This window comes from Lentzea nigeriaca (assembly GCF_016907955.1).
Classification (GTDB): Bacteria; Actinomycetota; Actinomycetes; order Mycobacteriales; family Pseudonocardiaceae; genus Lentzea; species Lentzea nigeriaca.
In genome coordinates this window covers 35,255-57,916 of the sequence record NZ_JAFBCX010000007.1, presented here as the reverse complement: position 1 = coordinate 57,916, position 22,662 = coordinate 35,255, and the positions used below count along the sequence as shown (strand labels likewise).

The 22,662-nt window shown below is 68.5% G+C and carries 24 protein-coding genes; 18 read left to right on the top strand and 6 right to left on the bottom strand.

Features of this window, described 5'->3' with window-relative positions; translation table 11 throughout:
- Positions 1-73: 73 nt before the first annotated feature.
- A complete protein-coding gene (gene menE / locus JOD27_RS24705; protein WP_204764664.1) occupies positions 74-1,105 on the bottom strand; it encodes an o-succinylbenzoate--CoA ligase in 1,032 nt (343 codons plus the stop codon).
- Between the two features lie 9 nt (positions 1,106-1,114).
- Positions 1,115-2,038 (bottom strand): 1,4-dihydroxy-2-naphthoyl-CoA synthase, encoded by a 924-nt coding sequence (locus JOD27_RS24700; protein ID WP_204764663.1) that lies wholly within the window; start codon positions 2,036-2,038, stop codon positions 1,115-1,117.
- Here JOD27_RS24700 and menD point away from each other — a divergent pair.
- Together menD and JOD27_RS24690 are read left to right on the top strand one after the other, a co-directional pair.
- Positions 2,037-3,608, top strand: a complete 1,572-nt coding sequence (gene menD / locus JOD27_RS24695; RefSeq protein ID WP_204764662.1) for a 2-succinyl-5-enolpyruvyl-6-hydroxy-3-cyclohexene-1-carboxylic-acid synthase — start codon at positions 2,037-2,039, stop codon at positions 3,606-3,608. The genes JOD27_RS24700 and menD overlap by 2 nt on opposite strands.
- Before the next feature lie 55 nt (positions 3,609-3,663).
- Positions 3,664-5,184 carry a M1 family metallopeptidase gene (locus tag JOD27_RS24690; RefSeq protein ID WP_204764661.1) on the top strand — a complete coding sequence of 507 codons (1,521 nt, stop codon included), beginning with the start codon at positions 3,664-3,666 and terminating at the stop codon, positions 5,182-5,184.
- A 536-nt stretch (positions 5,185-5,720) separates the two neighbouring features.
- Here the strand turns inward: JOD27_RS24690 and JOD27_RS24685 are convergent.
- A complete protein-coding gene (locus JOD27_RS24685) occupies positions 5,721-6,044 on the bottom strand; it encodes a hypothetical protein (RefSeq protein ID WP_204764660.1) in 324 nt (107 codons plus the stop codon).
- A 54-nt stretch (positions 6,045-6,098) separates the two neighbouring features.
- Positions 6,099-7,331, bottom strand: coding sequence for an isochorismate synthase (locus JOD27_RS24680; protein ID WP_204764659.1), 1,233 nt, complete (start codon positions 7,329-7,331; stop codon positions 6,099-6,101).
- A 78-nt stretch (positions 7,332-7,409) separates the two neighbouring features.
- On the opposite strand from JOD27_RS24680, the gene JOD27_RS24675 reads away from it, so the two are divergent.
- The 7 genes from JOD27_RS24675 to JOD27_RS24645 all read left to right on the top strand — a co-directional run bounded on the left by JOD27_RS24675 (position 7,410) and on the right by JOD27_RS24645 (position 12,219).
- Positions 7,410-7,841, top strand: a complete 432-nt coding sequence (locus tag JOD27_RS24675; RefSeq protein ID WP_307830307.1) for a DUF3592 domain-containing protein — start codon at positions 7,410-7,412, stop codon at positions 7,839-7,841.
- 9 nt (positions 7,842-7,850) lie between these two features.
- The gene (gene paaA / locus JOD27_RS24670; RefSeq protein WP_204764658.1) at positions 7,851-8,789 is read left to right on the top strand and encodes a 1,2-phenylacetyl-CoA epoxidase subunit PaaA; all 939 of its coding nucleotides are present in this window, start codon (positions 7,851-7,853) and stop codon (positions 8,787-8,789) included.
- On the top strand, positions 8,786-9,070 hold the full coding sequence (gene paaB / locus JOD27_RS24665; protein ID WP_204764657.1) for a 1,2-phenylacetyl-CoA epoxidase subunit PaaB: 285 nt from the start codon (positions 8,786-8,788) through the stop codon (positions 9,068-9,070). Before paaA ends, paaB begins: the two co-directional genes overlap by 4 nt.
- A gap of 64 nt (positions 9,071-9,134) precedes the next feature.
- On the top strand, positions 9,135-10,037 hold the full coding sequence (gene paaC / locus JOD27_RS24660; protein WP_204764656.1) for a 1,2-phenylacetyl-CoA epoxidase subunit PaaC: 903 nt from the start codon (positions 9,135-9,137) through the stop codon (positions 10,035-10,037).
- Positions 10,034-10,525, top strand: coding sequence for a 1,2-phenylacetyl-CoA epoxidase subunit PaaD (paaD, locus tag JOD27_RS24655; protein WP_204764655.1), 492 nt, complete (start codon positions 10,034-10,036; stop codon positions 10,523-10,525). The genes paaC and paaD overlap by 4 nt, the downstream gene beginning before the upstream one ends.
- Position 10,526: 1 nt before the next feature.
- On the top strand, positions 10,527-11,567 hold the full coding sequence (paaE, locus tag JOD27_RS24650) for a 1,2-phenylacetyl-CoA epoxidase subunit PaaE (RefSeq protein ID WP_204764654.1): 1,041 nt from the start codon (positions 10,527-10,529) through the stop codon (positions 11,565-11,567).
- A 103-nt stretch (positions 11,568-11,670) separates the two neighbouring features.
- The gene (locus tag JOD27_RS24645) at positions 11,671-12,219 is read left to right on the top strand and encodes a hypothetical protein (RefSeq protein ID WP_204764653.1); all 549 of its coding nucleotides are present in this window, start codon (positions 11,671-11,673) and stop codon (positions 12,217-12,219) included.
- Here the strand turns inward: JOD27_RS24645 and JOD27_RS24640 are convergent.
- On the bottom strand, positions 12,204-13,037 hold the full coding sequence (locus JOD27_RS24640) for an inositol monophosphatase family protein (protein ID WP_204764652.1): 834 nt from the start codon (positions 13,035-13,037) through the stop codon (positions 12,204-12,206). The genes JOD27_RS24645 and JOD27_RS24640 overlap by 16 nt on opposite strands.
- Positions 13,038-13,182: 145 nt before the next feature.
- Between JOD27_RS24640 and JOD27_RS24635 the strand changes: the two genes are divergently transcribed.
- From JOD27_RS24635 to JOD27_RS24625, 3 genes are read left to right on the top strand one after another with little or no spacing between them, the layout of a single operon-like run.
- Complete coding sequence (locus JOD27_RS24635; RefSeq protein WP_204764651.1) at positions 13,183-14,256, top strand: glycosyltransferase family 4 protein; 1,074 nt, start codon at positions 13,183-13,185, stop codon at positions 14,254-14,256.
- Positions 14,253-15,350 carry a glycosyltransferase gene (locus tag JOD27_RS24630; protein ID WP_204764650.1) on the top strand — a complete coding sequence of 366 codons (1,098 nt, stop codon included), beginning with the start codon at positions 14,253-14,255 and terminating at the stop codon, positions 15,348-15,350. The genes JOD27_RS24635 and JOD27_RS24630 overlap by 4 nt, the downstream gene beginning before the upstream one ends.
- A gap of 35 nt (positions 15,351-15,385) precedes the next feature.
- Complete coding sequence (locus JOD27_RS24625; RefSeq protein WP_204764649.1) at positions 15,386-16,111, top strand: demethylmenaquinone methyltransferase; 726 nt, start codon at positions 15,386-15,388, stop codon at positions 16,109-16,111.
- 74 nt (positions 16,112-16,185) lie between these two features.
- Here JOD27_RS24625 and JOD27_RS24620 read toward each other — a convergent pair whose 3' ends face one another.
- On the bottom strand, positions 16,186-17,166 hold the full coding sequence (locus JOD27_RS24620; RefSeq protein ID WP_204764648.1) for a hypothetical protein: 981 nt from the start codon (positions 17,164-17,166) through the stop codon (positions 16,186-16,188).
- Between the two features lie 196 nt (positions 17,167-17,362).
- On the opposite strand from JOD27_RS24620, the gene JOD27_RS24615 reads away from it, so the two are divergent.
- From JOD27_RS24615 to nuoE, 6 genes are all read left to right on the top strand, one after another.
- Positions 17,363-18,628 carry a geranylgeranyl reductase family protein gene (locus JOD27_RS24615; protein WP_204764647.1) on the top strand — a complete coding sequence of 422 codons (1,266 nt, stop codon included), beginning with the start codon at positions 17,363-17,365 and terminating at the stop codon, positions 18,626-18,628.
- 267 nt (positions 18,629-18,895) lie between these two features.
- Complete coding sequence (locus JOD27_RS24610; RefSeq protein ID WP_204764646.1) at positions 18,896-19,261, top strand: NADH-quinone oxidoreductase subunit A; 366 nt, start codon at positions 18,896-18,898, stop codon at positions 19,259-19,261.
- 7 nt (positions 19,262-19,268) lie between these two features.
- Positions 19,269-19,820, top strand: a complete 552-nt coding sequence (locus JOD27_RS24605) for a NuoB/complex I 20 kDa subunit family protein (RefSeq protein WP_053733219.1) — start codon at positions 19,269-19,271, stop codon at positions 19,818-19,820.
- Positions 19,817-20,560, top strand: a complete 744-nt coding sequence (locus tag JOD27_RS24600) for an NADH-quinone oxidoreductase subunit C (protein WP_204764645.1) — start codon at positions 19,817-19,819, stop codon at positions 20,558-20,560. The genes JOD27_RS24605 and JOD27_RS24600 overlap by 4 nt, the downstream gene beginning before the upstream one ends.
- Positions 20,557-21,939 carry an NADH-quinone oxidoreductase subunit D gene (locus tag JOD27_RS24595; protein ID WP_204764644.1) on the top strand — a complete coding sequence of 461 codons (1,383 nt, stop codon included), beginning with the start codon at positions 20,557-20,559 and terminating at the stop codon, positions 21,937-21,939. Before JOD27_RS24600 ends, JOD27_RS24595 begins: the two co-directional genes overlap by 4 nt.
- The gene (nuoE, locus tag JOD27_RS24590) at positions 21,936-22,655 is read left to right on the top strand and encodes an NADH-quinone oxidoreductase subunit NuoE (RefSeq protein WP_204764643.1); all 720 of its coding nucleotides are present in this window, start codon (positions 21,936-21,938) and stop codon (positions 22,653-22,655) included. The genes JOD27_RS24595 and nuoE overlap by 4 nt, the downstream gene beginning before the upstream one ends.
- Positions 22,656-22,662 lie beyond the last annotated feature (7 nt).

The window sequence follows — 22,662 nt, the reverse complement described above, 5'->3', positions numbered from 1 at the left end:
GAAACCCCCATCGCTAGCGCGCACGGCTGGGTCCGCGCGCTTCGCGGGGAGAGTCGTCCTCAGCGGTAAAGGTTCACCTAAAAGAGTCGGCGACGGCCGTTCGGTCGACCTTTCCCGGTCCGCGCAGGGGCAGTTCCGACACGAAGCGCACCAGCTTCGGCACGGCGGCCCGGCCCACGGCCTCCAGGACCGCGGTCTTCAGCTCGTCGAGCGACGGCTCGTCGCCCCGCGCGACGACGACCGCGGCCACGACCTGGCCCCACTCGTCGTCCGGCACGCCGACGACACACGCCTCCAGCACGCCCTCAACGGTCGACAGAGCCCGTTCCACCAGCACCGGCGGCACCTTCTCGCCGCCCGTGACGATCACGTCGTCAGCGCGTCCGAGGACCTCCAGCCGCCCGTCGCGCAGCCGCCCGAGATCGCCGGTGCGGAACCACTCGCCGAACGGTTCCGGGCTGCCCCGATATCCGAGCGCCAGCACCGGTCCGCTGATCTCGATCACGTCGTCGGTGCGCACCCGGACGTCGCGCAGCGGTTCGCCGTCGTACACACACCCACCGGCCGTTTCGCTCATGCCGTACGTGGTGACGACCTGAACCCCGAGCGCGCGCGCCTGCTGGAGGAGTTTCGGCGGGGTGGCGGCCCCGCCGATCAGCACCCCGTCGAACTGCCGCAACGTCCACAGTCCCGGCCCTTCGCCCACGAGGAGCCGGGAGAGCTGCGTCGGCACCAGCGCCGTGTAGTGGCGTCCCGGCTGGGCCAGCACCGGCCGTGCGTCCTGTGCGAACCCCATCGCGCGGAAGCCCTTCGACATGTCGAGCACACCGGGCGTCGTGCCGGCGACGATCGACCGCACCAGCACCTGGATGCCGGCGATGTGGCCCGTGGGCAGCGCCAGCAGCCACGTGCCGGGCCCGCCGAGCCGCTCGTGGGTGGCCTGGGCCGACGTCGTCAGCGCCTCGGCGTCGAGCAGCACGGTCTTGGGCTCACCCGTCGACCCGGAGGTGGGCACGCCGAGCACTGCCCGCTTCTCCCAGCCGTCGAGCGGGCCGTCGACCAGGGGGTCGCCGCCGGTGAGCGCTGCGCGCAGTTCGTCGAGCATTTCAGCTGCTCAGAAGTAGTACGGGTAGCTCGACCAGTCGGGGTCGCGCTTCTCCAGGAAGGCGTCCCGGCCCTCGACGGCCTCGTCGGTCATGTACGCGAGCCGGGTCGTCTCACCGGCGAACAGCTGCTGTCCCACCAAACCGTCATCGATCAGATTGAACGCGTACTTGAGCATCCGCTGGGCGGTCGGCGACTTCCCGTTGATCTCGCGGGCCCACTGCAGCGCCGTGTTCTCGAGTTCGGCGTGCGGCACGACGGCGTTGACCGCGCCCATCTTGTGCATGTCCTCGGCGGAGTACGTGCGGCCGAGGAAGAAGATCTCGCGCGCGAACTTCTGACCGACCTGCCGGGCGAGGTACGCCGAGCCGTAGCCGCCGTCGAACGAGCCGACGTCCGCGTCGGTCTGCTTGAACTTCGCGTGCTCCTCGCTCGCGAGCGTGAGATCGCACACCACGTGCAGGCTGTGGCCACCGCCTGCGGCCCAGCCGTTCACGACCGCGATGACGACCTTCGGCATGAACCTGATCAGGCGCTGGCACTCCAGGATGTGCAGCCGGCCCGCGCGAGCCGGGTCCACCGTGTCGGCGGTCTCGCCGGACGCGTACTGGTAGCCGCTGCGTCCGCGAATCCGCTGGTCACCGCCACTGCAGAAGGCCCAGACGCCGTCCTTGGGGCTGGGGCCGTTGCCGGTCAGCAGCACGCAGCCGACGTCGGACGACATCCGCGCGTGGTCGAGCGCGCGGTACAGCTCGTCGACGGTGTGCGGCCGGAACGCGTTGCGCACCTCCGGGCGGTTGAACGCGATGCGGACCGTGCCGTGGTCGATCGCGCGGTGATACGTGATGTCGGTGAAGTCGAAGCCCTCGACGGACTTCCACAGCGACGGGTCGAAGAGCTCCTGATCTGCCACGGTCTGAGACTCTAGGCGCATGAATCCGTCCACGGCGCAGGCGAGGGTGATCGTCGACGAACTGGTCAGCAACGGTGTGCGCCACGCCGTGCTGTGCCCCGGTTCGCGCAACGCCCCGCTGTCGTTCGCACTGCATCAGGCCGAGCAGAAAGGCCTGCTCACGCTGCATGTGCGGATCGACGAGCGCTCGGCGGCGTTCCTCGCGCTCGGACTGGCGAAGACGGGCACACCGGCCGTCGTCACCTGCACGAGCGGCACGGCCGTGGCGAACCTGCACCCCGCCGTGATCGAGGCGCAGCTGACCGGTGTGCCGTTGATCGCGCTGACCGCGGACCGGCCGGTCGACCTCTACCGCGCCGGCGCGAGCCAGACGATCAACCAGCACGACGTCCTCGGCATCCCCACCCTGCACATGCCGGAGGGCGCCGACGAGCCGACCACGCGCTCGTTGATCTGCCGCGCGATCGCCACCTACGGCCCGACGCACGTCAACGTGCCGTTTCGGCCGCCACTCACCCCGGACGACTCCTCGTGGCCGTCCGCCGATCGCGCGCCGTGGACCGCGACGGACCGCACGTTCACCGTGGAGACCAGGCCGTCGGACCTGCCGCCGCGCACGCTGGTGCTGCTCGGCGACGACCGTCCTGAGCGGCTGCGCAGGGCGTCGGAGCTCGGCTGGCCGGTGATCGCCGAACCGACCGCGCCCGGAGGGCTGCGGCACGGCTCGTTGCTGCTCAACGCCGGTCTGCCGGAGCACCTCCAGCCGGACGCGGTGCTCGTCGTCGGCCGGGTGACCCTGTCGCGCGGCCAGCTGACGCTGTTGAGGAACGCGCCGATCGTGCACGCCGTCGGTGACCAGGCGCTGTGGGCGGACGTGCAGTTCACCGCCACCCGCGCGTCGACCTGGCTCCCGGAGCCCGCCTCGGTCGACGGCGAGTGGACACAGGCGTGGCAGAGCGCGGTGAAGAACGTCAGCGCGGCCGTCGACGACCTGCTGGACGCCGAGCCGTGGCCGACCGGCCTGCACGTCGCGCGTGACCTCACCCAGGCGATGCCAGCGGGATCGTTGCTGTTCGTGGGCTCGTCGAACCCGATCCGCGACGTCGACTTCGTGGGTGAGCGCCGCCCGGACATCACCGTGCACGCCAACCGCGGTGCGGCGGGTATCGACGGCAGCGTGTCCACCGCCGTCGGTCTCGCCGTGAACCATCAGGGTCCTTCATACGCGCTGATGGGCGACCTGACGTTCCTGCACGACATCAACGGCCTGCTGGCCGACCACCGGCCGGACCTCACGATCGTCGTGCTCAACGACGACGGCGGCGGGATCTTTTCGTTGCTGGAACAAGGCGCACCGGAGTACGGCGGAAGTTTCGAAAGGATATTCGGCACTCCGCACGGGACTGATCTGACCGCTTTGTGCGCGGGCTACCGAATTCCACACTCCACAGTGGACGGTCAGGAGGAGTTCCGTAGCGCACTTGCGCAGCCGAAAGGCCTCCGAGTGGTGGAAGTGCAGGCAAAACGAGCCGAACTGCGCGCGCTGCACCAACGTCTCAAGTCGACGGTGTCAATCATTTTCAGCAGGTAGGAAACCTACGTAAGTCGGTGGTTCCCACCTCGGCGGGGTGGATAGCGTCCCGCGCATGTCGATCAGATCCAAGGCGACGGCCGCGGTCGCGTCCGCGGCCGCCATGACCCTTTTCGCGGGCACGGCGCTCGCGGCGTCTCCCGGAGCACCCGGCGCCGGTGACCCGTACTTCCCGAAGTACGGCAACGGCGGATACGACGTCTCCCACTACGACATCAGGCTCAACTACAACCCGACCGGCGACCAGCTGTCCGGCACCACGACGATCCTCGCCAAGGCCACCGAGGACCTCACCCAGTTCAACCTGGACTTCCTGCTCAAGGTGAAGTCGGTCAGGGTGAACAACGTGCCGTCTTCCTTCGTGTCGGACGACGGTGAACTGATCCTCACGCCGCGCGGTGGCGTGCGCAAGGGCCAGGACCTGACCATCGTCGTCACCTACGCCGACACCCCGTCGACCGTGAAGGACCGCAACGGTTTCACGGCGTGGACCAAGACTCCCGACGGCGCCCTGGCCATCGGTGAGCCGGAGATCGCCTCCTGGTGGTTCCCGTCCAACGACCACCCGACCGACAAGGCCACCTTCGACGTCAACGTCGCCGTCCCGAACGGCGTCGAGGTGATCTCGAACGGCACCTTCGTCGGCCAGACCCGCCAGATCAACGGCTGGACCCGCTGGAACTGGCGCAGCACCAAGCCGCAGGCGACGTACCTGACGTTCCTGACGATCGGCCAGTTCGAGATCCGTCAGTCGACGACCCCGTCGGGCCAGCCGTACGTCACCGCGTACTCCGAGCGCCTCGGTGAGAACGCCGACGCCGCGAAGGCCAGCATCGAGCGCACGCCCGAGGTCATCGAGTTCCTGTCCGAGAACGTCGGCCCCTACCCGTTCGAGGCGCAGGGCGGCGTCGCCACGCCGGGCCTCGGCTACGCGCTGGAGAACCAGACGCGCCCGAACTACGACACGGCGTTCTTCCGCCGCGGCGCCAACACCTACGTGATCGCCCACGAACTGGGCCACCAGTGGTTCGGCGACTCGGTGTCGGTCCACCACTGGCGTGACATCTGGCTGAACGAGGGCTTCGCCTCCTACATGGAGTTCCTGTGGTCCGAGCACATCGGTGAGGGCACGGCCCAGGAGAACGCCGACTTCACCTACGACCAGTACCCGGCAGACAGCCCGTTCTGGAACGTCCTGCCCGGCGACCCCGGTTCCAGCGCGGTGTTCGACGGCGCCGTCTACGACCGCGGCGCACTCGCGGCCCACGCCCTGCGCGTGGCCGTCGGCGACGCGAAGTTCTTCGAGATCCTGAAGACGTGGACCGCGGAGAAGAAGTACTCCGACGCCACCATCGAGGAGTTCATCGCGCTGGCGGAGCGGGTCTCGGGGCAGCAGCTCGACCAGCTGTTCCAGACGTGGCTCTTCACCAAGGGCAAGCCGGCTCAGGCGCCCGGCCGCACCGCGGACGTGGCGGCCAAGTCGCTGTCCGTCGACTCGGCGCAGGCCAAGGCGGCTGAGCCGAAGTCCCGCGCCAAGATCCAGCTGACGCACGAGCTGCTGGACGCGCACAAGTAGACCCCGGACGGACGGTCCCCGGACTGTCAGACCGGCTGAGTACGTTGGGTTCTGCCGATTCAGTGACCTACTCGTGACCAGGGCGGACACATCGCACGTGTCCGCCCTGTTGGCCTTGAGGCGTCTGCAAGTACCACCAACTTCTGATCGAATCGCCGGTAACTACACCCAACCTGTTCGGTGCTTGCCGAACAGGTTGGGTGTAGTTACCGGCCTGTTGATGTTGGGTTGGTAGTACTTGCAGACGCCACAGCGGGCAGCGGCGCGTGATGCCGAGTCGTGCGTGGTGAGGCTCGGAACCCGCTGAGTACGTTATGACGCAGGGGTTCCCAGCTCAGGGGGACCCCTGCGTCAGCGTGTGGGCGCCCGCACGGTTGGGGCAGTGTTGCTCAAGGTCTGGACCCGCTGGAGTGTGGCGGCGAGGCGTTGACCGGGGTGGTGGTGGCGGGCGGTCTTGTCCGATCGGATTGCGAGTCCGCACCTGCTTGAGCTTGGTGAAGCGGCGCTCGACGTCGCGGCCCCGGTGCGGCTGCTCGTCAGACAGGATCGGTGAACGAGATCGGCTTGCCGGTGGCCTGGGCGTAGGTGATCTCCCTGCTCGTGGACTCGCCGATGTACCCGCCGGGGTTGACGACCAGAACCCGGTCAGCCAGGTCGATCTTGCGGAGGTGGAGGGCGTGCAGCGCGGCCTTCTGCTCGTCGGTGATCAACTCGCCTGCTCCGTGATTCTCGGCGCGCAGGAAGACACCTGGTGCGACGACGATGACACCCGCGAAGGTCAGATCACGGTTCGCCGCACGCATCTCTTCCTCGAACCGGGTAGAACCGCAGATGCAGACGATCTCAGGCCGGTCGGGCACGGTTCAGTCCTTCGAGTCGACGGGAAATGTGCACGTTCTCGGCAACGCGCGGTGCTAGAGGCCTTCCAACGCCTCCCGCATCGGCCGCATCTTGGCGTGCGCTTCCTGCACCTCGATGTCCGGGTCGGAATCCGCAACGAGCCCGCACCCGGCGAACAACCGCGCCGTCGGCCCGCTGATCTGCGCACACCGCAACGCGATCCCGAGCTCACCGTCGCCGTTCCCGTCGATCCACCCGACGGGCCCCGCGTACCGCCCGCGGTCCATGCCTTCGAGCTGGCCGATCAACGTAGTGGCGTCCAGCCGTGGCGTCCCACCGACCGCAGCCGTGGGATGCACCGCCGAGCCGAGGTGCAGCAACGACACCGACGACTCGAGGGTGCCGATCACGTCGCTGGACAGGTGCGACACGTTGGGCAGCCGCAGCACCGAAGGTCCCTCGACTGACATCGTTGTGCAGAAGGGCCGCAATGTCTCCGCGAGCGAGGTGATCGCGTAGTCGTGCTCTTCGAGGTTCTTCTCCGACGACATCAACGCGGACGCGAGCTCCTCGTCCGAAACGCCGTCGTGCGGCCAGGTCGTCCCGGCCAGCACCCGCGAGTCGACGACCGCCCCGGTCCGGCGCAGCAGCAGTTCCGGCGTGGCTCCCACCAGGCCGTCCACCGCGTACGCCCAGCACTCCGGATACCGCCGCGCCAGGCCCTGCAGCACGAACCGCTGGTCGAGGCGCTTGTCCGTCACGGCCACCAGGTCGTGTGCGAGGACGACCTTGTCCAGCTCGCCGCCCCGCATGCGCGCCACGGCCTCGCGGACGGCCTCCCGGTACTGCGTGACCGGCAGCTGGCCGTTCGCGTACCGGACGGTCGACGGGCGGGACAGGGGAGCGATCTCGGGATCGGTGTCGCCGGCGCCGATCGTGGTGATCCACTGGTGGCCGTTGCGACGGCCGACCACGACCTCGGGGACGATCAGCACCGAGTCGCCCGGTGAGTCGGCGAACGCCATCGAGATGAACGCCACGGGGCCGCTGCCCGGCACGCCCAGTTCGTCGTCGACGTCCAGGTGCGCGCAGAACTCCCGCCACCACTTGTCGGCCTGCGCGAACCGGTCTGGACCGCTGACCTCCAGCCGTGCGGCCTCGCCCCAGCCGACCAGGCCGGAACCATCGCGCACCCAGGCGAGCGCGTGCTCCGGGTCCGGCAGCAGTCCGAGCAGGTCACCGGCGGTGTCCCGCCTCGACCGGACGCGGATTCGCTGCCGTGCTCGCGATGTCGGTGCTGAGGTCACGCTTTGACTGTATGGACCTCAACCTGAAAGCGCGGCATCCGCCCGGCTCTAGACTTCTCAGTTGTGGTGGAGGACGCAGTGACCAAGCCGCCGCTCGGCGTACGCGTCCGCCGTGCGGTCTGTCGTGTTCTGCTCGTCGTCGGCGGGGTGGTCACGCTCGTGTGCGTGCTGCTGCCCATCGCCTGCTGGCGGGACGATGTGGCCATCGAGCGGCACATGGGGCAGGCGGTCGCGCAGGTCGACTCCGTCGCTTTCAACAGGACGGTTGTGCGCTACGCCACACCGGACGGTCGTGTGTTCATCCCGTCGCAGGGTGTGCTGTACCCGTCGGGTCTCAACGTCGGCGACAACGTGCGGGTCGAGTACGACCAGACGAACCCGGAACTGGCGCGTGTGGCAGGCCGCACCGCCGTCCTCAGCCTGTTGCCCGTCGGGTCCTTCCTCGTGGCCGTCTGGATCGTCATCGCGGTGGTTGTGACAGTTCTACGCAGATTCGGCACACAGGTGTAACATCGGTGCATGGCGGATGACCTGGAGCTGCGCTTCGAGCGCACCGTGCAGGCCGACGCGCGCATCGAGCCGCGCGACTGGATGCCCGACGGCTACCGCAAGACCCTGATCAGGCAGATCGCCCAGCACGCCCACTCCGAGATCATCGGCATGCAGCCGGAGGGCAACTGGATCTCGCGCGCGCCCTCGCTGCGGCGCAAGGCGATCCTGCTGGCGAAGGTGCAGGACGAGGCAGGCCACGGCCTGTACCTGTACTCGGCGACCGAGACGCTCGGCGCCGACCGCGAGGACCTGACGCTCAAGCTCATCGAGGGGCGCCAGAAGTACTCCTCGATCTTCAACTACCCGACGCTGACGTTCGCCGACGTCGGTGTGATCGGCTGGCTGGTCGACGGCGCTGCGATCTGCAACCAGGTGCCGTTGTGCCGCACGTCCTACGGGCCGTACGCACGCGCCATGATCCGCATCTGCAAGGAAGAGTCGTTCCACCAGCGTCAGGGCTACGAGCTGCTCATGACGATGATGCGCGGCACCCAGCAGCAAAAGGACATGGTGCAGGACGCGGTGAACCGGTGGTGGTGGCCGGCGCTGATGATGTTCGGCCCACCGGACTCCGAGTCCACGAACACCGAGCAGTCGATGGCGTGGCGGATCAAGCGCGACACCAACGACGAGCTGCGGCAGAAGTTCGTGAACATGAGCGTGCCGCAGGCCGAGGCGCTCGGCGTGACGTTCCCCGACCCCGAGCTCAAGTGGAACGAAGAACGCGGGCAGTACGACTTCGGCTCGCCGGACTGGGACGAGTTCTGGCAGGTCGTGAAGGGCGGCGGCGTCTGCAACGAGCAGCGCATCGCCCATCGCCGCAAGGCCCACGAGGACGGCGCGTGGGTTCGTGAGGCTGCCTCGGTACATGCGGAGAAGCAGGCTCTGAAGGAAGGTGCCGCGTGAGCACGTCTTGGCCGCTGTGGGAAGTGTTCGTGCGGGGCAAGCGCGGCCTGAACCACGTGCACGTCGGTTCGCTGCACGCGCCGGACGCGGAAATGGCGCTGCGCAACGCCCGTGACGTCTACACGCGCCGCAACGAGGGCGTGTCGATCTGGGTGGTGCCCGCGGCCGCGATCACGGCCTCGTCGCCGGACGAGAAGGACCCGTTCTTCTCGCCGGCGGGCGACAAGGTCTACCGGCACCCGACGTTCTACTCGATTCCCGAGGACGTGCCGCACCTATGAAACCCAGGTGCGGGTGTCCCGCAAAACACAGTGACAACGCCTCACCCCGGGATTGGGCAGCGTGATGAGTTTCGACAACGCCTACGAATCTCTGCTCGGGCACGAGGACTCGCACTGGGCCTTCGGGACGGGTTTCTCCGAGGCTCTCTCCGGCGTGAACCGTGAGTTCCCGGCGGGTGTGGACACTGCTGATCTCGCCGCGTACTGCCTGATGCTCGGCGACGACGCGTTGATCTTCTCGCAGCGGCTCTCGGAGTGGTGCTCGCGCGCTCCGGAGCTGGAGGAGGACATCGCGCTCGCCAACATCGCGCTGGACCTGCTGGGTCAGGCCCGCATGCTGCTCACGCGCGCAGGCGAGGTGCTCGGGAAGTCGGAAGACGACCTTGCCTACCTGCGCGACGAACGCGAGTTCCGCAACGTGCACCTGGCCGAGATCGACTGCGGCCCCGGTCCCGGCGGCGACTTCGGCACGACCATCGCGCGCCTGCTGGTGTTCTCGTCGTGGCGGCTCGCTCTGTTCTCGCGCCTGGCCCCCTCTCCTCTTCGGGCGGGCTCGGCGGATCCCGTGCTGGCCGCCGTGGCCGAAAAGGGCCTGAAGGAGCTGGCGTACCACCGCGACCACGCCGCCCAGTGGACGGTCCGGCTCGGCGACGGCACCGACGAGTCGCACCGCCGCATGCAGGCCGGTCTGGAGCGCGTCTGGCCGTTCGTGGACGAGCTCTTCGCGACACACGCCGTGGAAGCGCGCCTCACGGGCGTCGCGGTCGACCCGGCGTCGCTGAAGTCCGAAGTGGACGGTGTACTGGAGGCGGTGTTCTCCGCCGCGGGGCTTTCGCGGCCCGCTGACACCCGCGCCGCACGCGTCGCGGGCATGGCCGGTCGTGACGGCGTGCACACCGAGGCCATGGGCTATCTGCTCGCCGAGATGCAGCACCTGCACCGCTCGCTGCCGGGAGCGGTCTGGTGACGACGGCACTGGAGATCGCGTCGGCCGTGCGGGACCCGGAGCTCCCGGTCCTCACGCTGGCGGACCTCGGCGTGCTCCGCGACGTGTCCGAAGAGGACGGTCGCGTCGTCGTCACGATCACCCCGACCTACTCGGGTTGCCCCGCGATCGACGAGATGGGCGCCGATCTGCGCCGTTCGTTGATCTCCGCGGGCTACTCCGAGGTCGAGGTGCGCCTGTCGCTCTCCCCGGCCTGGACGACCGACTGGATCAGCTCGGAGGGCCGCTCGAAGCTGGCGGCGGCGGGCATCGCCCCTCCGTCCAGGATCGGCCCGTCCGTCGCGGGCCCGGTGCCGCTGAACCTGGTGCCGCCGTCCCGTCAGGTCGCCTGCCCGCAGTGCGGCTCACCCAACACCTCGGAGATCTCGCGGTTCTCCTCGACCGCGTGCAAGGCGCTGCGCCGCTGCAACGCCTGCTCCGAACCGTTCGAGCACGTCAAGGAGATCTGAGTTGTCGCGCCGAGCCGCCTTCCACAAGCTGACGGTCGCCCGCGTCGACCGCCTCTGCGACGACGCCGTGGCCGTCACCTTCGACGTGCCACCGGACCTCTCCGAGGACTTCGCCTTCGCCGCGGGCCAGTACCTGACCCTGCGCCAGGGCGACGAACGCCGCTCGTACTCGATCTGCGCCCCCACCGGCGCCGCACCGCGAATCGGCGTGCGCCGCGTGGACGGCGGCCAGTTCTCCACCTGGCTGGTAGACCGCGTGGTCCCCGGCGACGTGGTGGAAGTCCTGCCCCCGCTGGGCAAGTTCACCCCGACCGGCACCGCCACCCACCACGGCTTCGTGGTGGCAGGCTCCGGCATCACCCCGGCCCTGTCGATCGCCGCGACGGTCCTCGCCACCGGCGCCCGCGTGACCCTCCTGTACGGCAACCGCCGCACCGACACCGTCATGTTCGCCGACGAACTGGCCGACCTGAAGGACCGCTACCCGGCCACGTTCCAGCTGATCCACGTCCTGTCCCGCGAACCGCGCGACGTGGAGCTCTTCACCGGCCGCCTCGACGCCGCGAAGCTTTCCGCCCTGTTCGACACCGTCGTCCCGTTCGACGGCATCGACGAATGGTGGCTCTGCGGGCCCTACGAGATGGTCCAGGACGCCACCGCCGTGCTGCGCGACCGCGGCGTACCCGCGGACCACGTGCACCACGAACTCTTCTACGTCGACGAGCCCCCACCCCCACCGCGCCGCACCGAGGTCGTGGTGGACTCCGCCGCCTCCGTGACGGTCGTGCTGGACGGCAAGTCGACGACCCTGCCGTTGCCCGCGGACGAGCCGATCCTGGACGCGGCCCAGCGGGTGCGCGCCGACCTGCCCTTCGCGTGCAAGGGCGGGGTGTGCGGCACGTGCCGGGCGCTGGTCACGGAGGGCTCGGTCGAGATGCGGCGCAACTACGCGCTCGACGAGGCCGAGGTGGCGGCCGGGTTCGTGCTGACCTGCCAGGCGCTGCCGACGAGCGAGTGCGTGACGGTCGACTTCGACGCCTGACCGCTAACACTCCGTGAAAGTGGCACGATCATCAGTCATGGGTGTCGTCCTGCGTTCAGTGCTCTGGGGATCCGCGGTCGGTTTCGTGCTCATGGGTGCCCTCATGACAATCGGCGCGACCGCCGCCGCGAAGAGCACCGATCCGGCCGCCATGACCATTGCGGTGATCATCATCTCCGGTCTGATCCTGGGCGGACTCCCAGGTTCCCTGGTCGGCCTGGTCATCGGCCTGATCCGGCGTTCGATCAACCGGCCCCGTCAAGCGATGCCGTTCTTCCCGATGGCTCCCCAGCAGCCCTACGACATGTGGTCCGAGCAGGTCGAACGCTGCGCGGAGTCGGCGCGCCGGGTCTCCGCGGCCGTGCAGACCGTGCCGGCGTCGGCGGCGAAGGACTGGCTGCTGCGGATCAGCGAGCAGCTGACCAAGGAGCTCGACGACGTCCGCGGCATCGCGCAGCTGGGCAGGGCGCTGGGCGCGGTCGACCAGCAGCACCCCGTCTACCAGCGGCTCCTCAAGGCCGCGCACGACTTCAAGCAGTTCGAGAACGAGGTCGGCAGGGTCGCGCTGCAGATGTTCGACCACCCGGAGCTGGACGACGCGCGCACCCACCTCGAGATGCTCGAGAAGCAGCTGCCTCAGCTGTCCACCTGAAGCGCCGACTGCCACCAGCCCAGCACCTCGTCGGCGGCATCGGGTGCGGCCACGAGCAGTCCGTCGACAGGCAGCTGAGCGCCCTCGCCGCGCCTGTCCAGGACCACCGCACCGGACTCGACAGCCAGCGACACCGCCCCGGCCACGTCCCACTCGTGGTAGCCGTGCAGCACGGCGGCGGCGACGTGGCCCAGCGCCACCTGGGCCACGGCCAGGCACTTCGAGCCGAGGACGCGGACGCCCGTGCCGGCGATCGCGGCCGTTGAGATGAACTCGCCCATGCCTGGCCACGGGCCGGTGCGCGTCATCTCGGTGCACACCACCAGGGAGTCGCCCTGGCGTTCGGCGAGGCGGATCGGTGTGCCGTTCGCGCGCATGCCGCGGCCTCGGGCGGCGGCGTAGATCTGGGAGCGGTACGGGTCGGCCACGACGCCGACGACGGGGCCCCAGCGGTCCACCAGGGCGAGGCTGTAGGCGCACCAGGGCATTCCCGCCGTGTAGTTCGCGGTGCCGTCCACGGGGTCCACGACCCAGCGGAACTCGGAGTCGCCTGGTACGTCCACGTCGGAGTTCTCGCAGAAGACCGGGATCGACGGGAACTCCGCGGTCAGGACTCGGCGGGTATGGCGTTCCAGGGTGCGGTCGGTGTCGGTCACCCAGTCGAAGGGCGACTCGTCGGAGTCGGGACGCACGCCGCGGCCGGCGGTGGCCATGATGACGTCCGAGGCGTCGTTCGCCAGGCGACCGGCCACTTCCAGCGCTATCGACACCAGTCCGGGGTCGGCCGGGTGCGCGGGACGGGACGACAAGACGGTCATGCTGGCCTAGTTTCACCGCGTCTGGTGACCGGTAGCCGACGCGGAGATGACGAAACGACGATCACCTGGCCACGACGTGAGGTGTTCTGACCGCGTCAAATTGCGTGTCACGTGGACTTCATGCTGGCACCCCAGGGTGTCATCTGTGCGCGTAGCGATCGTGACCGAGAGCTTCCTGCCTCAGGTGAACGGGGTGACCAACTCCGTTCTCCGCGTGCTGGAGCACCTGCGGCGTGGCGGCCACCAGGCTCTGGTGGTCGCGCCCGGTGCCGGCGCCGACGAACACCACGGCACGCCCGTCGTCAGAGTTTCCGCTGTCGACGTGCCCATGGTGACCAGCCTGCCCATCGGTGTCCCGAGCCCGCGGGTGCTGCACGAGCTGGCCGGCTTCCGGCCGGACGTCGTGCACCTCGCGTCGCCGTTCGTGCTGGGCGCGTACGGGCTCAGAGCCGCGCGCAAGATCGACGTGCCGACCGTCGCGGTCTACCAGACCGACGTCGCCGGGTTCGCAGGCAACTACGGCCTCGGCCTGACCAAGCGGGCGGCGTGGCGGTGGACGAAACGCCTGCACACGCTGGCCGATCGCACGCTGGCGCCGTCCAGTTCGGCGGTCGAGGCGCTGGAGTGGCACGGGGTGCCGCGCGTGCACCGGTGGGGCCGTGGCGTCGACATCGACCTCTTCCGCCCGCGCACCAGGCACAACGACGAGCTGACCGTGGGCTACGTCGGGCGGCTCGCGCCGGAGAAGCAGGTGCACCGGCTCAAGGAGATCCACGACCTGCCCGGCGTGAAGCTCCGGATCGTCGGCGACGGGCCCGACCGCGAGCAGCTCGAACGAGATCTGCCCAACGCGCAGTTCCTGGGTTTCCGCACCGGCGAGGCGCTCGCCGAGGCCTATGCGTCGCTCGACGTCTTCGTCCACACCGGACCGCACGAGACGTTCTGCCAGGCCGTGCAGGAGGCGCTCGCGACCGGACTGCCCGTGCTCGCGCCGAACGTGGGCGGTCCGCGTGATCTGGTCGCGCACGGGAGGACCGGGTATCTCTTCGAGGACGACATCGCGCAGTACGTGGACCTGCTGCGCGACCCGTTGCGGCGCAAGAGGTTCGGGCTCGCCGCCCGCAAGTCGGTGCTCACCCGTACCTGGCCGGCGATCTGCGACGAGCTGATGGGCCACTACGCCGCGGTGATCGGACTCGCCCACCAGGCGGCGGCTTGAGGATCGTCCAGCTGGCCAACTTCTACGGACCGAAGTCGGGCGGCCTGCGCACGGCGTTGCACCACCTCGGCACCGGCTACGTGCAGGCCGGCCACGAGGTGGTGCTCGTCGTGCCCGGCGACCACCGCGCGGACAAGGTGCTGCCCGGTGGCGTCCGGCGCATCACGCTGCCCGCGTTGAAGATCCCGTACACCGGTGGCTACCGCGTCGTGGACCCGTGGCGCGTCAAGGCGTTGATGGAACACCTCAGGCCGGACCGGCTGGAGGTCTCGGACCGGCTGACGTTGCGCGGCATGGGGTCGTGGGCAGGCGAACGGGACATCCCGAACGTCGTGATCTCCCACGAACGTCTCGACCGACTGTTGCAGTTCGTGCTGCCGGAAAGCCCGGCAGTCCGGGCCGCAGACTGGGCCAACCGCCGCATGGCCGCCTCCTACGACACGGTGGTGTGCACGACGGCCTTCGCGCGCGAGGAGTTCGACCGCATCGGCGCCCGCAACGTCACCCAGGTGCCGCTCGGCGTCGACCTCGCCACGTTCACCCCGCACCGCCACTCCGCCGACCTGCGCCGGGATCTCCTGCAGGGCAAGGAGAACCTGCTCATCCACTGTGGACGCTTGTCGCCGGAGAAGCACGTCGAACGCTCCGTCGACACGCTCGCGGAACTGCACGAGCAGGGTCACTCGGCCCGGCTGGTGATCGCCGGTGACGGCCCGCGCCGCGCGTTCCTGGAGAAGCGCGCGAACGGCCTGCCGGTGACGTTCCTCGGCTTCGTGAAGTCACGGCTGGACGTCGCCTCGCTGCTCGCCTCCGCCGACCTCTCCCTCGCCCCCGGCCCGCACGAGACGTTCGGACTGGCCGCGCTGGAGGCCCTCGCCAGCGGCACGCCGGTCGTCGTCAGCCAGAGCAGCGCGTTGAAAGAGATCGTCCGACCGTCGTGCGGCGCGGCCGTCGACGATCACGCCACCGCGTTCGCGACGGCCGCCCGGCGCCTGCTGGAAAGCGGTTCGCGGGAGGCAGCGCGGGCACGTGCGGAGGAGTACCCGTGGCAGGCTGCGGTGGACGGCATGCTGACAGCTCTGAAGGTGCCCTGAAGATGATCTCAGCGGTCCTGACCTAGTCTCTTGCTATGTCGCGAGCCGGCTTGGACAAGAACCCCCGCGAGGTCGCCGAGATGTTCGACGGCGTGGCCAAGGGCTACGACCGCACGAACTCGGTCATGACGCTGGGCTTCGACCGCCGCTGGCGGGAGTGGAGCAGGCGCGTGCTCGACGCCCGTTCCGGAGAGAAGGTCCTCGACCTCGCCGCGGGCACGGCCGTGTCCACGGTCGAGTACGCCGCGTCCGGTGCCTGGTGCGTCGCCGCCGACTTCTCCGTCGGCATGCTCGCCTCCGGCGCCCACCGCCGCGTCCCGAAGGTGGCCGCGGACGCCCTGCGCCTACCCTTCAAGGACGACTCCTTCGACGCCGTCACGGTGTCCTTCGGCATCCGCAACTTCAACGACACGGTCCTCGCCCTGAAGGAGATGGCCCGCGTCACGAAGCCCGGCGGCCGCATGGTGATCTGCGAGGTCTCCACCCCGGTGTGGAGGCCGTTCCGCTTCGTCTACATGCGCTACCTGCTCAAGCTCCTGCCGTTGATCGCGAAGTTCGTGTCGTCGAACCCGGTGGCCTACTCCTACCTGGCCGAGTCCATGGCCACCTGGCCCGATCAGCGCGCGCTCGGCGAGCTGATCGCCAAGGCGGGCTGGGAGGACGTGGCCTGGTTCAACCTGACCGGCGGCATGGTGGCCCTGCACCGCGCGACCAAGCCGAAGCCGGAGGCTCCCTCCGAGCCCGAACGGCCCACCGCCTAACCGCCCCGCGCTTGCTTTGCCGCACGCAGGGACCCAACGTCCTCTTCTGGAGTACGAAAGCTCCCCGCGTACTCTCAGATCGGCCGCCAAAGCGTCGCTGCTACGGCTGGTCTTGGGCGTTGAGCCGCCGCACTGTAGGCGCCACGCAGCTCGTCGATGACTCCGGCCGGATCATGCTTGAGTCGTGACGGGATCGTGTGCACCGTCATCACGCCGTTGGCCAGAAGGGTGGAGTGCTGTGCCATTGTCCGTGCGTAGTCATCGGGCATGAGGTGAAACTCGACGGAGTCGATCTGCCAAGCGAGTCCGACGTCGTCCCACCAGCCGTCCACGACAGCAAGCTGCTCGCCGACCGAAGATCTGATCATCACGTTCCACTGCGGGTTCGGCAACGACGACCGGTGGATCAGCGAACGCGACCACGCTTCGGCGGCAGAGCGGACACCGTCGCTGACCTCGTCCAATACGCGTCTGGGCAGATGGGTGCCAGCCAACCGGAGGTCTTTGAGCTCCTCTGTGAGCGCCTCGGGCGAACAGAGCTGCCTCTGGACAGCGTCCGCGATCAACGCTCGCACCACGTCGAGGCTTCGCTCCTTGCGGGCTGCGTCGATGAGTGCCCGCGCGAGAGTCACCACAGGGAATCCGTCGATCAGTGTTCCGCTCCATGCTCTGTTCGATCGTTCGACGAGCATCGAGCCCTGGCTCGCGATGCGACGGCCGTGAGGTACCAGAACGTGGATGCGATGGTCGGCCGGCAGGCGGCGCACTCCGTACCTGCGCGCGGCTTCCAGGCCGGTGAGGTAGGTCAGAGGGCCTGACCGGAGGAGTGCACCTCTAACGAGTTGCCGCCTGCTCGGTGTGCCTCCGGTGAGCAGGTAGACCCCCAGGAAAAGTCGGGTCCAGCCGCCTCCAGGGCGGCATTTCTCAGCCAGCGTGTTTCCGCTGAACCCGAGTTCCAGCAGGTGGCGGCGAGCAGCCACCCCATCCTCGAAGACCTCAGCCAGCAGTCCGTAGTCGATCGATCGCTTGTTTCGCACTCGATCAATCATCGGCATGAGGCGGCCACGTTCAACCGAGCCTTGATCCACATGTGGACAACTCGCGATCTTCGAGAGTACGCGGGGAGCTTTCGTACTCTCCTGCAGGACGTTGGGTCCCCGCGTGCCGTCTGGCAGCAGGGCGGAGGGCGGTGGGTCTCAGGGGGTGGCGGTTAGAGTCGGCGGGAGTGACGGCACACGTTAGGGAGTCTGGATGAGCAGGCGCGGGATCAACGAGGACGCCGACGTCATCGTGGTGGGGGCGGGACCGGCGGGCTCGACCGCGGCGACCTACCTGGCCAGGGCAGGCCTCGACGTGCTGTTGCTGGAGAAGAGCTCCTTCCCCAGGGAGAAGGTCTGCGGCGACGGTCTGACCCCGCGCGGCGTCAAGCAGCTGATCGACCTCGGCATCGACACCCGCGAGGAGAACGGGTGGCTCCACAACAAGGGGCTGCGGGTCGTCGGCGGAGGCGTCACGCTGGAGCTCGACTGGCCGGAGCTGGCCACGTTCCCCAACTACGGCGTCGTCCGCCCGCGCATGGACTTCGACGAGATGCTCGCGAACACGGCGAAGGCGGCCGGCGCGCGCATGCACGAGAACACCACGGTCACCAAGGCCATCGTCGAGAACGGCCGGGTCGTCGGCGTCGAGGCCAAGCAGGGACCGGAGAAGAACCCGGTCACGTACCGGGCACCGATCACGATCGCCTGTGACGGCGTCAGCGCCAGGCTCGCTCTGTCCGTCGGCCTGCAGAAGGACGACGACAAGCCGATGGGCGTCGCGGTCCGCCGTTACTACGCGAGCCCGCGCACCAAGGACGACTACCTCGAGTCGCACCTCGAGCTGTGGGCCCCGGACGGCCAGCTGCTGCCCGGTTACGGCTGGATCTTCGGCATGGGCGACGGCAGCGTGAACGTCGGCCTGGGCATCCTCAGCACGTCGAAGGCTTACGGCACAACGGACTACCGCGCGCTCCTGCGCAGCTGGCTCGACGGCACGCCGGAGGAGTGGGGCTTCCGCGAGGAGAACGCGACGAGCCGCATCGGTGGCGCCGCGCTGCCGATGGGTCTCAACCGCAAGCCGCACTACCGGGCGGGCCTCGTGCTCGTCGGCGACGCCGGCGGCATGGTCAACCCGTTCAACGGCGAGGGCATCGGCTACGCGATGGAGTCGGCCAGGATCGCGTCCGAAAGCGTCGTCCAAGCGCTTGCGCGGACAGGCGTCAACCGTGAACGCGCGCTGCACGGTTACCCCGTCCGGATCGAACAGGCGCTCGGCAGTTACTACCGGCTCGGGAACGTCTTCTCGAAGCTCATCGGGAACCCGGCGGTCATGCGGACCGCAACGAAGTACGGAATGCCGCGAAAGCGTCTGATGAAACTCGTGCTCAAGCTACTCGCGGGCCTCTATGACCCCAAGGACGGCGACGCAATGGACCGTCTGATCGTGGCTGCCACGAAGCTCGCGCCAACGGCGTAAATTACTCCAAATAGGTGACGGCACCGGCTCAATACGAGCCGGTGCCGTTTCGTTTGTGTCCGGCGAGTTAAAGCCCCAGGTCAGACCCTGTGATGTAGGTCATTTACAGGCGGTTTACACTGGCGATCGACCTTGTGAATCAGTTCACAACAGTGTGATCAAGCTTGTGAACTGTTTCACAAGCGGCTTGTTAGGCCCGCCTAACAAGCCAGCTGGAGAAGAACACCCTTAGGGTGCGCCTCGACCGCGAGGAAAGGACGACGGAGCGTGCTTGACCCTTACCTCCCCCTCGTATTGATGTTCGCGCTCGCCGGGGCCTTCGCACTGTTCTCGGTGACCGCAGCGCCCTACATCGGACCCCGCCGCTACAACAAGGCGAAGCTCGACGCGTACGAGTGCGGCATCGAGCCGAGCCCGCAGCCGATCGTGGGTGGCGGGCGCATGCCGGTCGCCTACTACCTGACGGCGATGCTCTTCATCTTGTTCGACATCGAAATGGTCTTCCTCTACCCGTTCGCCGTCGCTGCCGACAAGCTCGGCCTGTTCGGGCTGGTGGAGATCGTCCTGTTCGTCGCCACGGTCGGCTTCGCGTACGTCTACGTGTGGCGTCGCGGCGGCCTCGACTGGAACTGAGGAAGTCATGGGTCTCGAGGAGAAGCTCCCGAACGGCATCCTGCTGGCCAGCGTCGAGAAGCTGGTCAACTGGACCCGCAAGTCCTCGCTGTGGCCTGCCACCTTCGGCCTGGCCTGCTGCGCCATCGAGATGATGACGACGGGTGGTCCGCGCTACGACCTCGCCCGGTTCGGCATGGAGGTCTTCCGCGCCTCACCGCGCCAGGCCGACCTGATGATCGTCGCGGGCCGCGTCACCAACAAGATGGCGCCGGTGCTGCGGCAGATCTACGACCAGATGCCCGAACCGCGCTGGGTGCTGGCGATGGGCGTGTGCGCCAGCAGTGGCGGCATGTTCAACAACTACGCGGTGGTGCAGGGCGTCGACCACGTCGTGCCCGTCGACATGTACCTGCCGGGCTGCCCGCCGCGGCCGGAGATGCTGATGGACGCGATCCTCAAGATCCACGCCAAGATCATGGACGAGCCGCTGAACGCCGTGCGCGCCAAGGCACTCGCCGACTCGGGTTACCGCACCGATCTCATCCCGTCCTCCGAGCGTTTTGCGAGGAAGAAGTGACCGAGCCAGGGGGAGAGCACTCCAGCGCCGACCGCGCTGTCGAGGGCCTCGAGAAGACCAACGGCGCAGAGGCGAAAGCGCCGATCTTCGCGGGCAAGGAGCGCAAGGGCCTCTTCGGTGTCTCCGGTTCCGGTGACACGTCGGGCTTCGGCGGTCTGCGCCTGCCCGCGCACGTGGCCGCGCCCGCCGAGCGCCCGTTCGGTGGCTGGTTCGACGAGGTCGCCGACGAGCTGTTCGCCGCGATCAGCGACAAGGGCCTGCCCGCCGACACCGTGCAGCAGGTGACGGTCGACCGCGGCGAGATCACCTTCTACCTCAAGCCGGAGACGTTGCTGGAGGTCGCGCGCATCTGCCGCGACACCCCGTCGCTGCGCTTCGAGCTCTGCAGCTCGGTGTCCGGTGTGGACTACGGCGCCGACGTGCCGCAGCGCCTGCACTCGGTCACCCACCTGACGTCGATGACGTACCGCCGCCGCATCCGGCTGGAGGTCGCTGTCGACGTCGAGCACCCGCACGTGCCGAGCCTCGTCGAGGTCTACCCGACGGCGGACTGGCAGGAGCGCGAGACCTGGGACATGTTCGGGATCATCTACGACGGTCACCCCGGACTGACCCGCATCCTCATGCCGGACGACTGGGACGGACACCCCCAGCGCAAGGACTACCCGCTGGGCGGTATCCCGGTGGAGTACAAGGGCGCGGAGATTCCTCCGCCGGACCAGAGGCGGTCGTACTCATGACCGAGCGACTTTCCGACGTCACCACCGGGACCGACACCAGCGCGACCGGGCAGGACAGCACGGATGACACCCGCACCGAGGTCGCGGAGTCGCGCCGCACCACCGAGGGCACCGTCTACACGGTGACCGGCGGCGACTGGGACGAGGTGCTCGCGGACGCCGTCCACGACGAGCGCATCGTCATGAACCTCGGCCCGCAGCACCCGTCGACGCACGGCGTGCTCCGGCTGGTCCTCGAGCTCGAGGGCGAGACCGTCACGCACGCCCGCAGCGTCATCGGCTACCTGCACACGGGTATCGAGAAGAACTGCGAGTACCGGACCTGGGTCCAGGGCGTCACGTTCATCACGCGCACCGACTACCTGGCGCCGCTGCACCACGAGACCGCGTACTGCATGGGCATCGAGAAGCTGCTCGGCATCACGGTTCCCGAGCGCGCGCAGGCGGTCCGCGTGCTGCTGATGGAGCTCAACCGGATCAGCTCCCACCTCGTCGCACTCGCCACCGGCGGCATGGAGCTCGGTGCCCTCACCGGCATGACCTCCGGCTTCCGCGAGCGCGAGGAGGTCCTGCACCTGCTGGAGCACCTCACCGGTCTGCGCATGAACCACGCGTTCATCCGGCCCGGCGGTCTCGCGCAGGACCTGCCGAGCGACGCGGTCGAGAAGATCAACTCGTTCGTCAAGGTCATGGAAAAGCGGCTGCCGGACTACGACAAGCTGCTCACCGGCCAGCCGATCTGGCGCAACCGCCTCGCGGGCGTGGGCTACCTGCCCGTCGACGCGTGCCTCGCGCTCGGCATCACCGGCCCGATCCTGCGCTCCGCCGGCCTGGCGTGGGACCTGCGCAAGATCGAGCCGTACAGCGGCTACGAGAACTACGAGTTCGACGTGCCGACCTCGAACACGGCGGACTGCTTCGCGCGGTACCTGCTGCGGTTGGAGGAGATGCACCAGTCGCTGCGGATCATCAAGCAGGTCGTGAAGAGCCTGCCCACCGGTCCGGTGATGGTGGAGGACGCCAAGATCGCGTGGCCCGCGCAGCTCACGATCGGCAGCGACGGCATGGGCAACTCGCTCGAGCACGTCCGCAAGATCATGGGCCAGTCCATGGAGTCCCTGATCCACCACTTCAAGCTGGTGACCGAGGGCTTCAAGGTTCCCGCGGGCCAGGTGTACGTGCCGGTCGAGTCGCCGCGCGGCGAGCTGGGCTACCACCTCGTCTCCGACGGCGGCACCCGCCCGATGCGCGTGCACCTGCGCGAACCCAGCTTCGTGAACCTCCAGTCGATGCCCGCGATGTGCGAGGGCGGCATGGTCGCCGACGTGATCGCCGCCGTCGCCTCGATCGACCCGGTGATGGGTGGTTGCGACCGATGACGCATGCCAAGGAAGAAACCGTGTTCGACCAGTCCACTGTGGACAGGGCGCAGGCGATCATCGCCCGCTACCCGCAGTCCCGCAGTGCGCTGCTGCCGATGCTGCACCTGGTGCAGTCGGTCGAAGGCTATGTCTCGCAGGAGGGCATCCGGTTCTGCGCCGGTCAGCTCGACCTGACCGAGGCCGAGGTCAGCGCGGTCGCGACGTTCTACACGATGTACAAGCGCCGCCCGTGCGGTGAGCACCTGGTCAGTGTGTGCACGAACACGCTGTGCGCGGCGCTCGGCGGCGACGACATCTACGCCACCCTCAAGAGCCACCTCGGGGTCGGCCACGAGGAGACCGCGGGCGAGCCGGGCACGCCGGGCTCGATCACGCTGGAGCACGCCGAGTGCCTCGCCGCGTGCGACCTCGGCCCGGTTCTCCAGGTGAACTACGAGTTCTACGACAACCAGACGCCGGACAAGGCGCTGGAGCTCGTGAAGGCACTGCAGAACGGGGAGCGTCCTGCCCCGACCCGCGGTGCCCCGCTCACCGACTTCAAGCAGGCCGAGCTCCAGCTCGCCGGGTTCTTCGAGGGGCGCGACGCCGACCTCGACGGCCCGTCGGCGGCGCCGGAGACGTTGCGCGGAGCCAAGATCGCGCAGGAACGCGGCTGGGACGCCCCTGCGGTGCCGTCCAACGTCGAGTTCCCTCCGATCCCGGAAAAGAAGTAGGGACGAC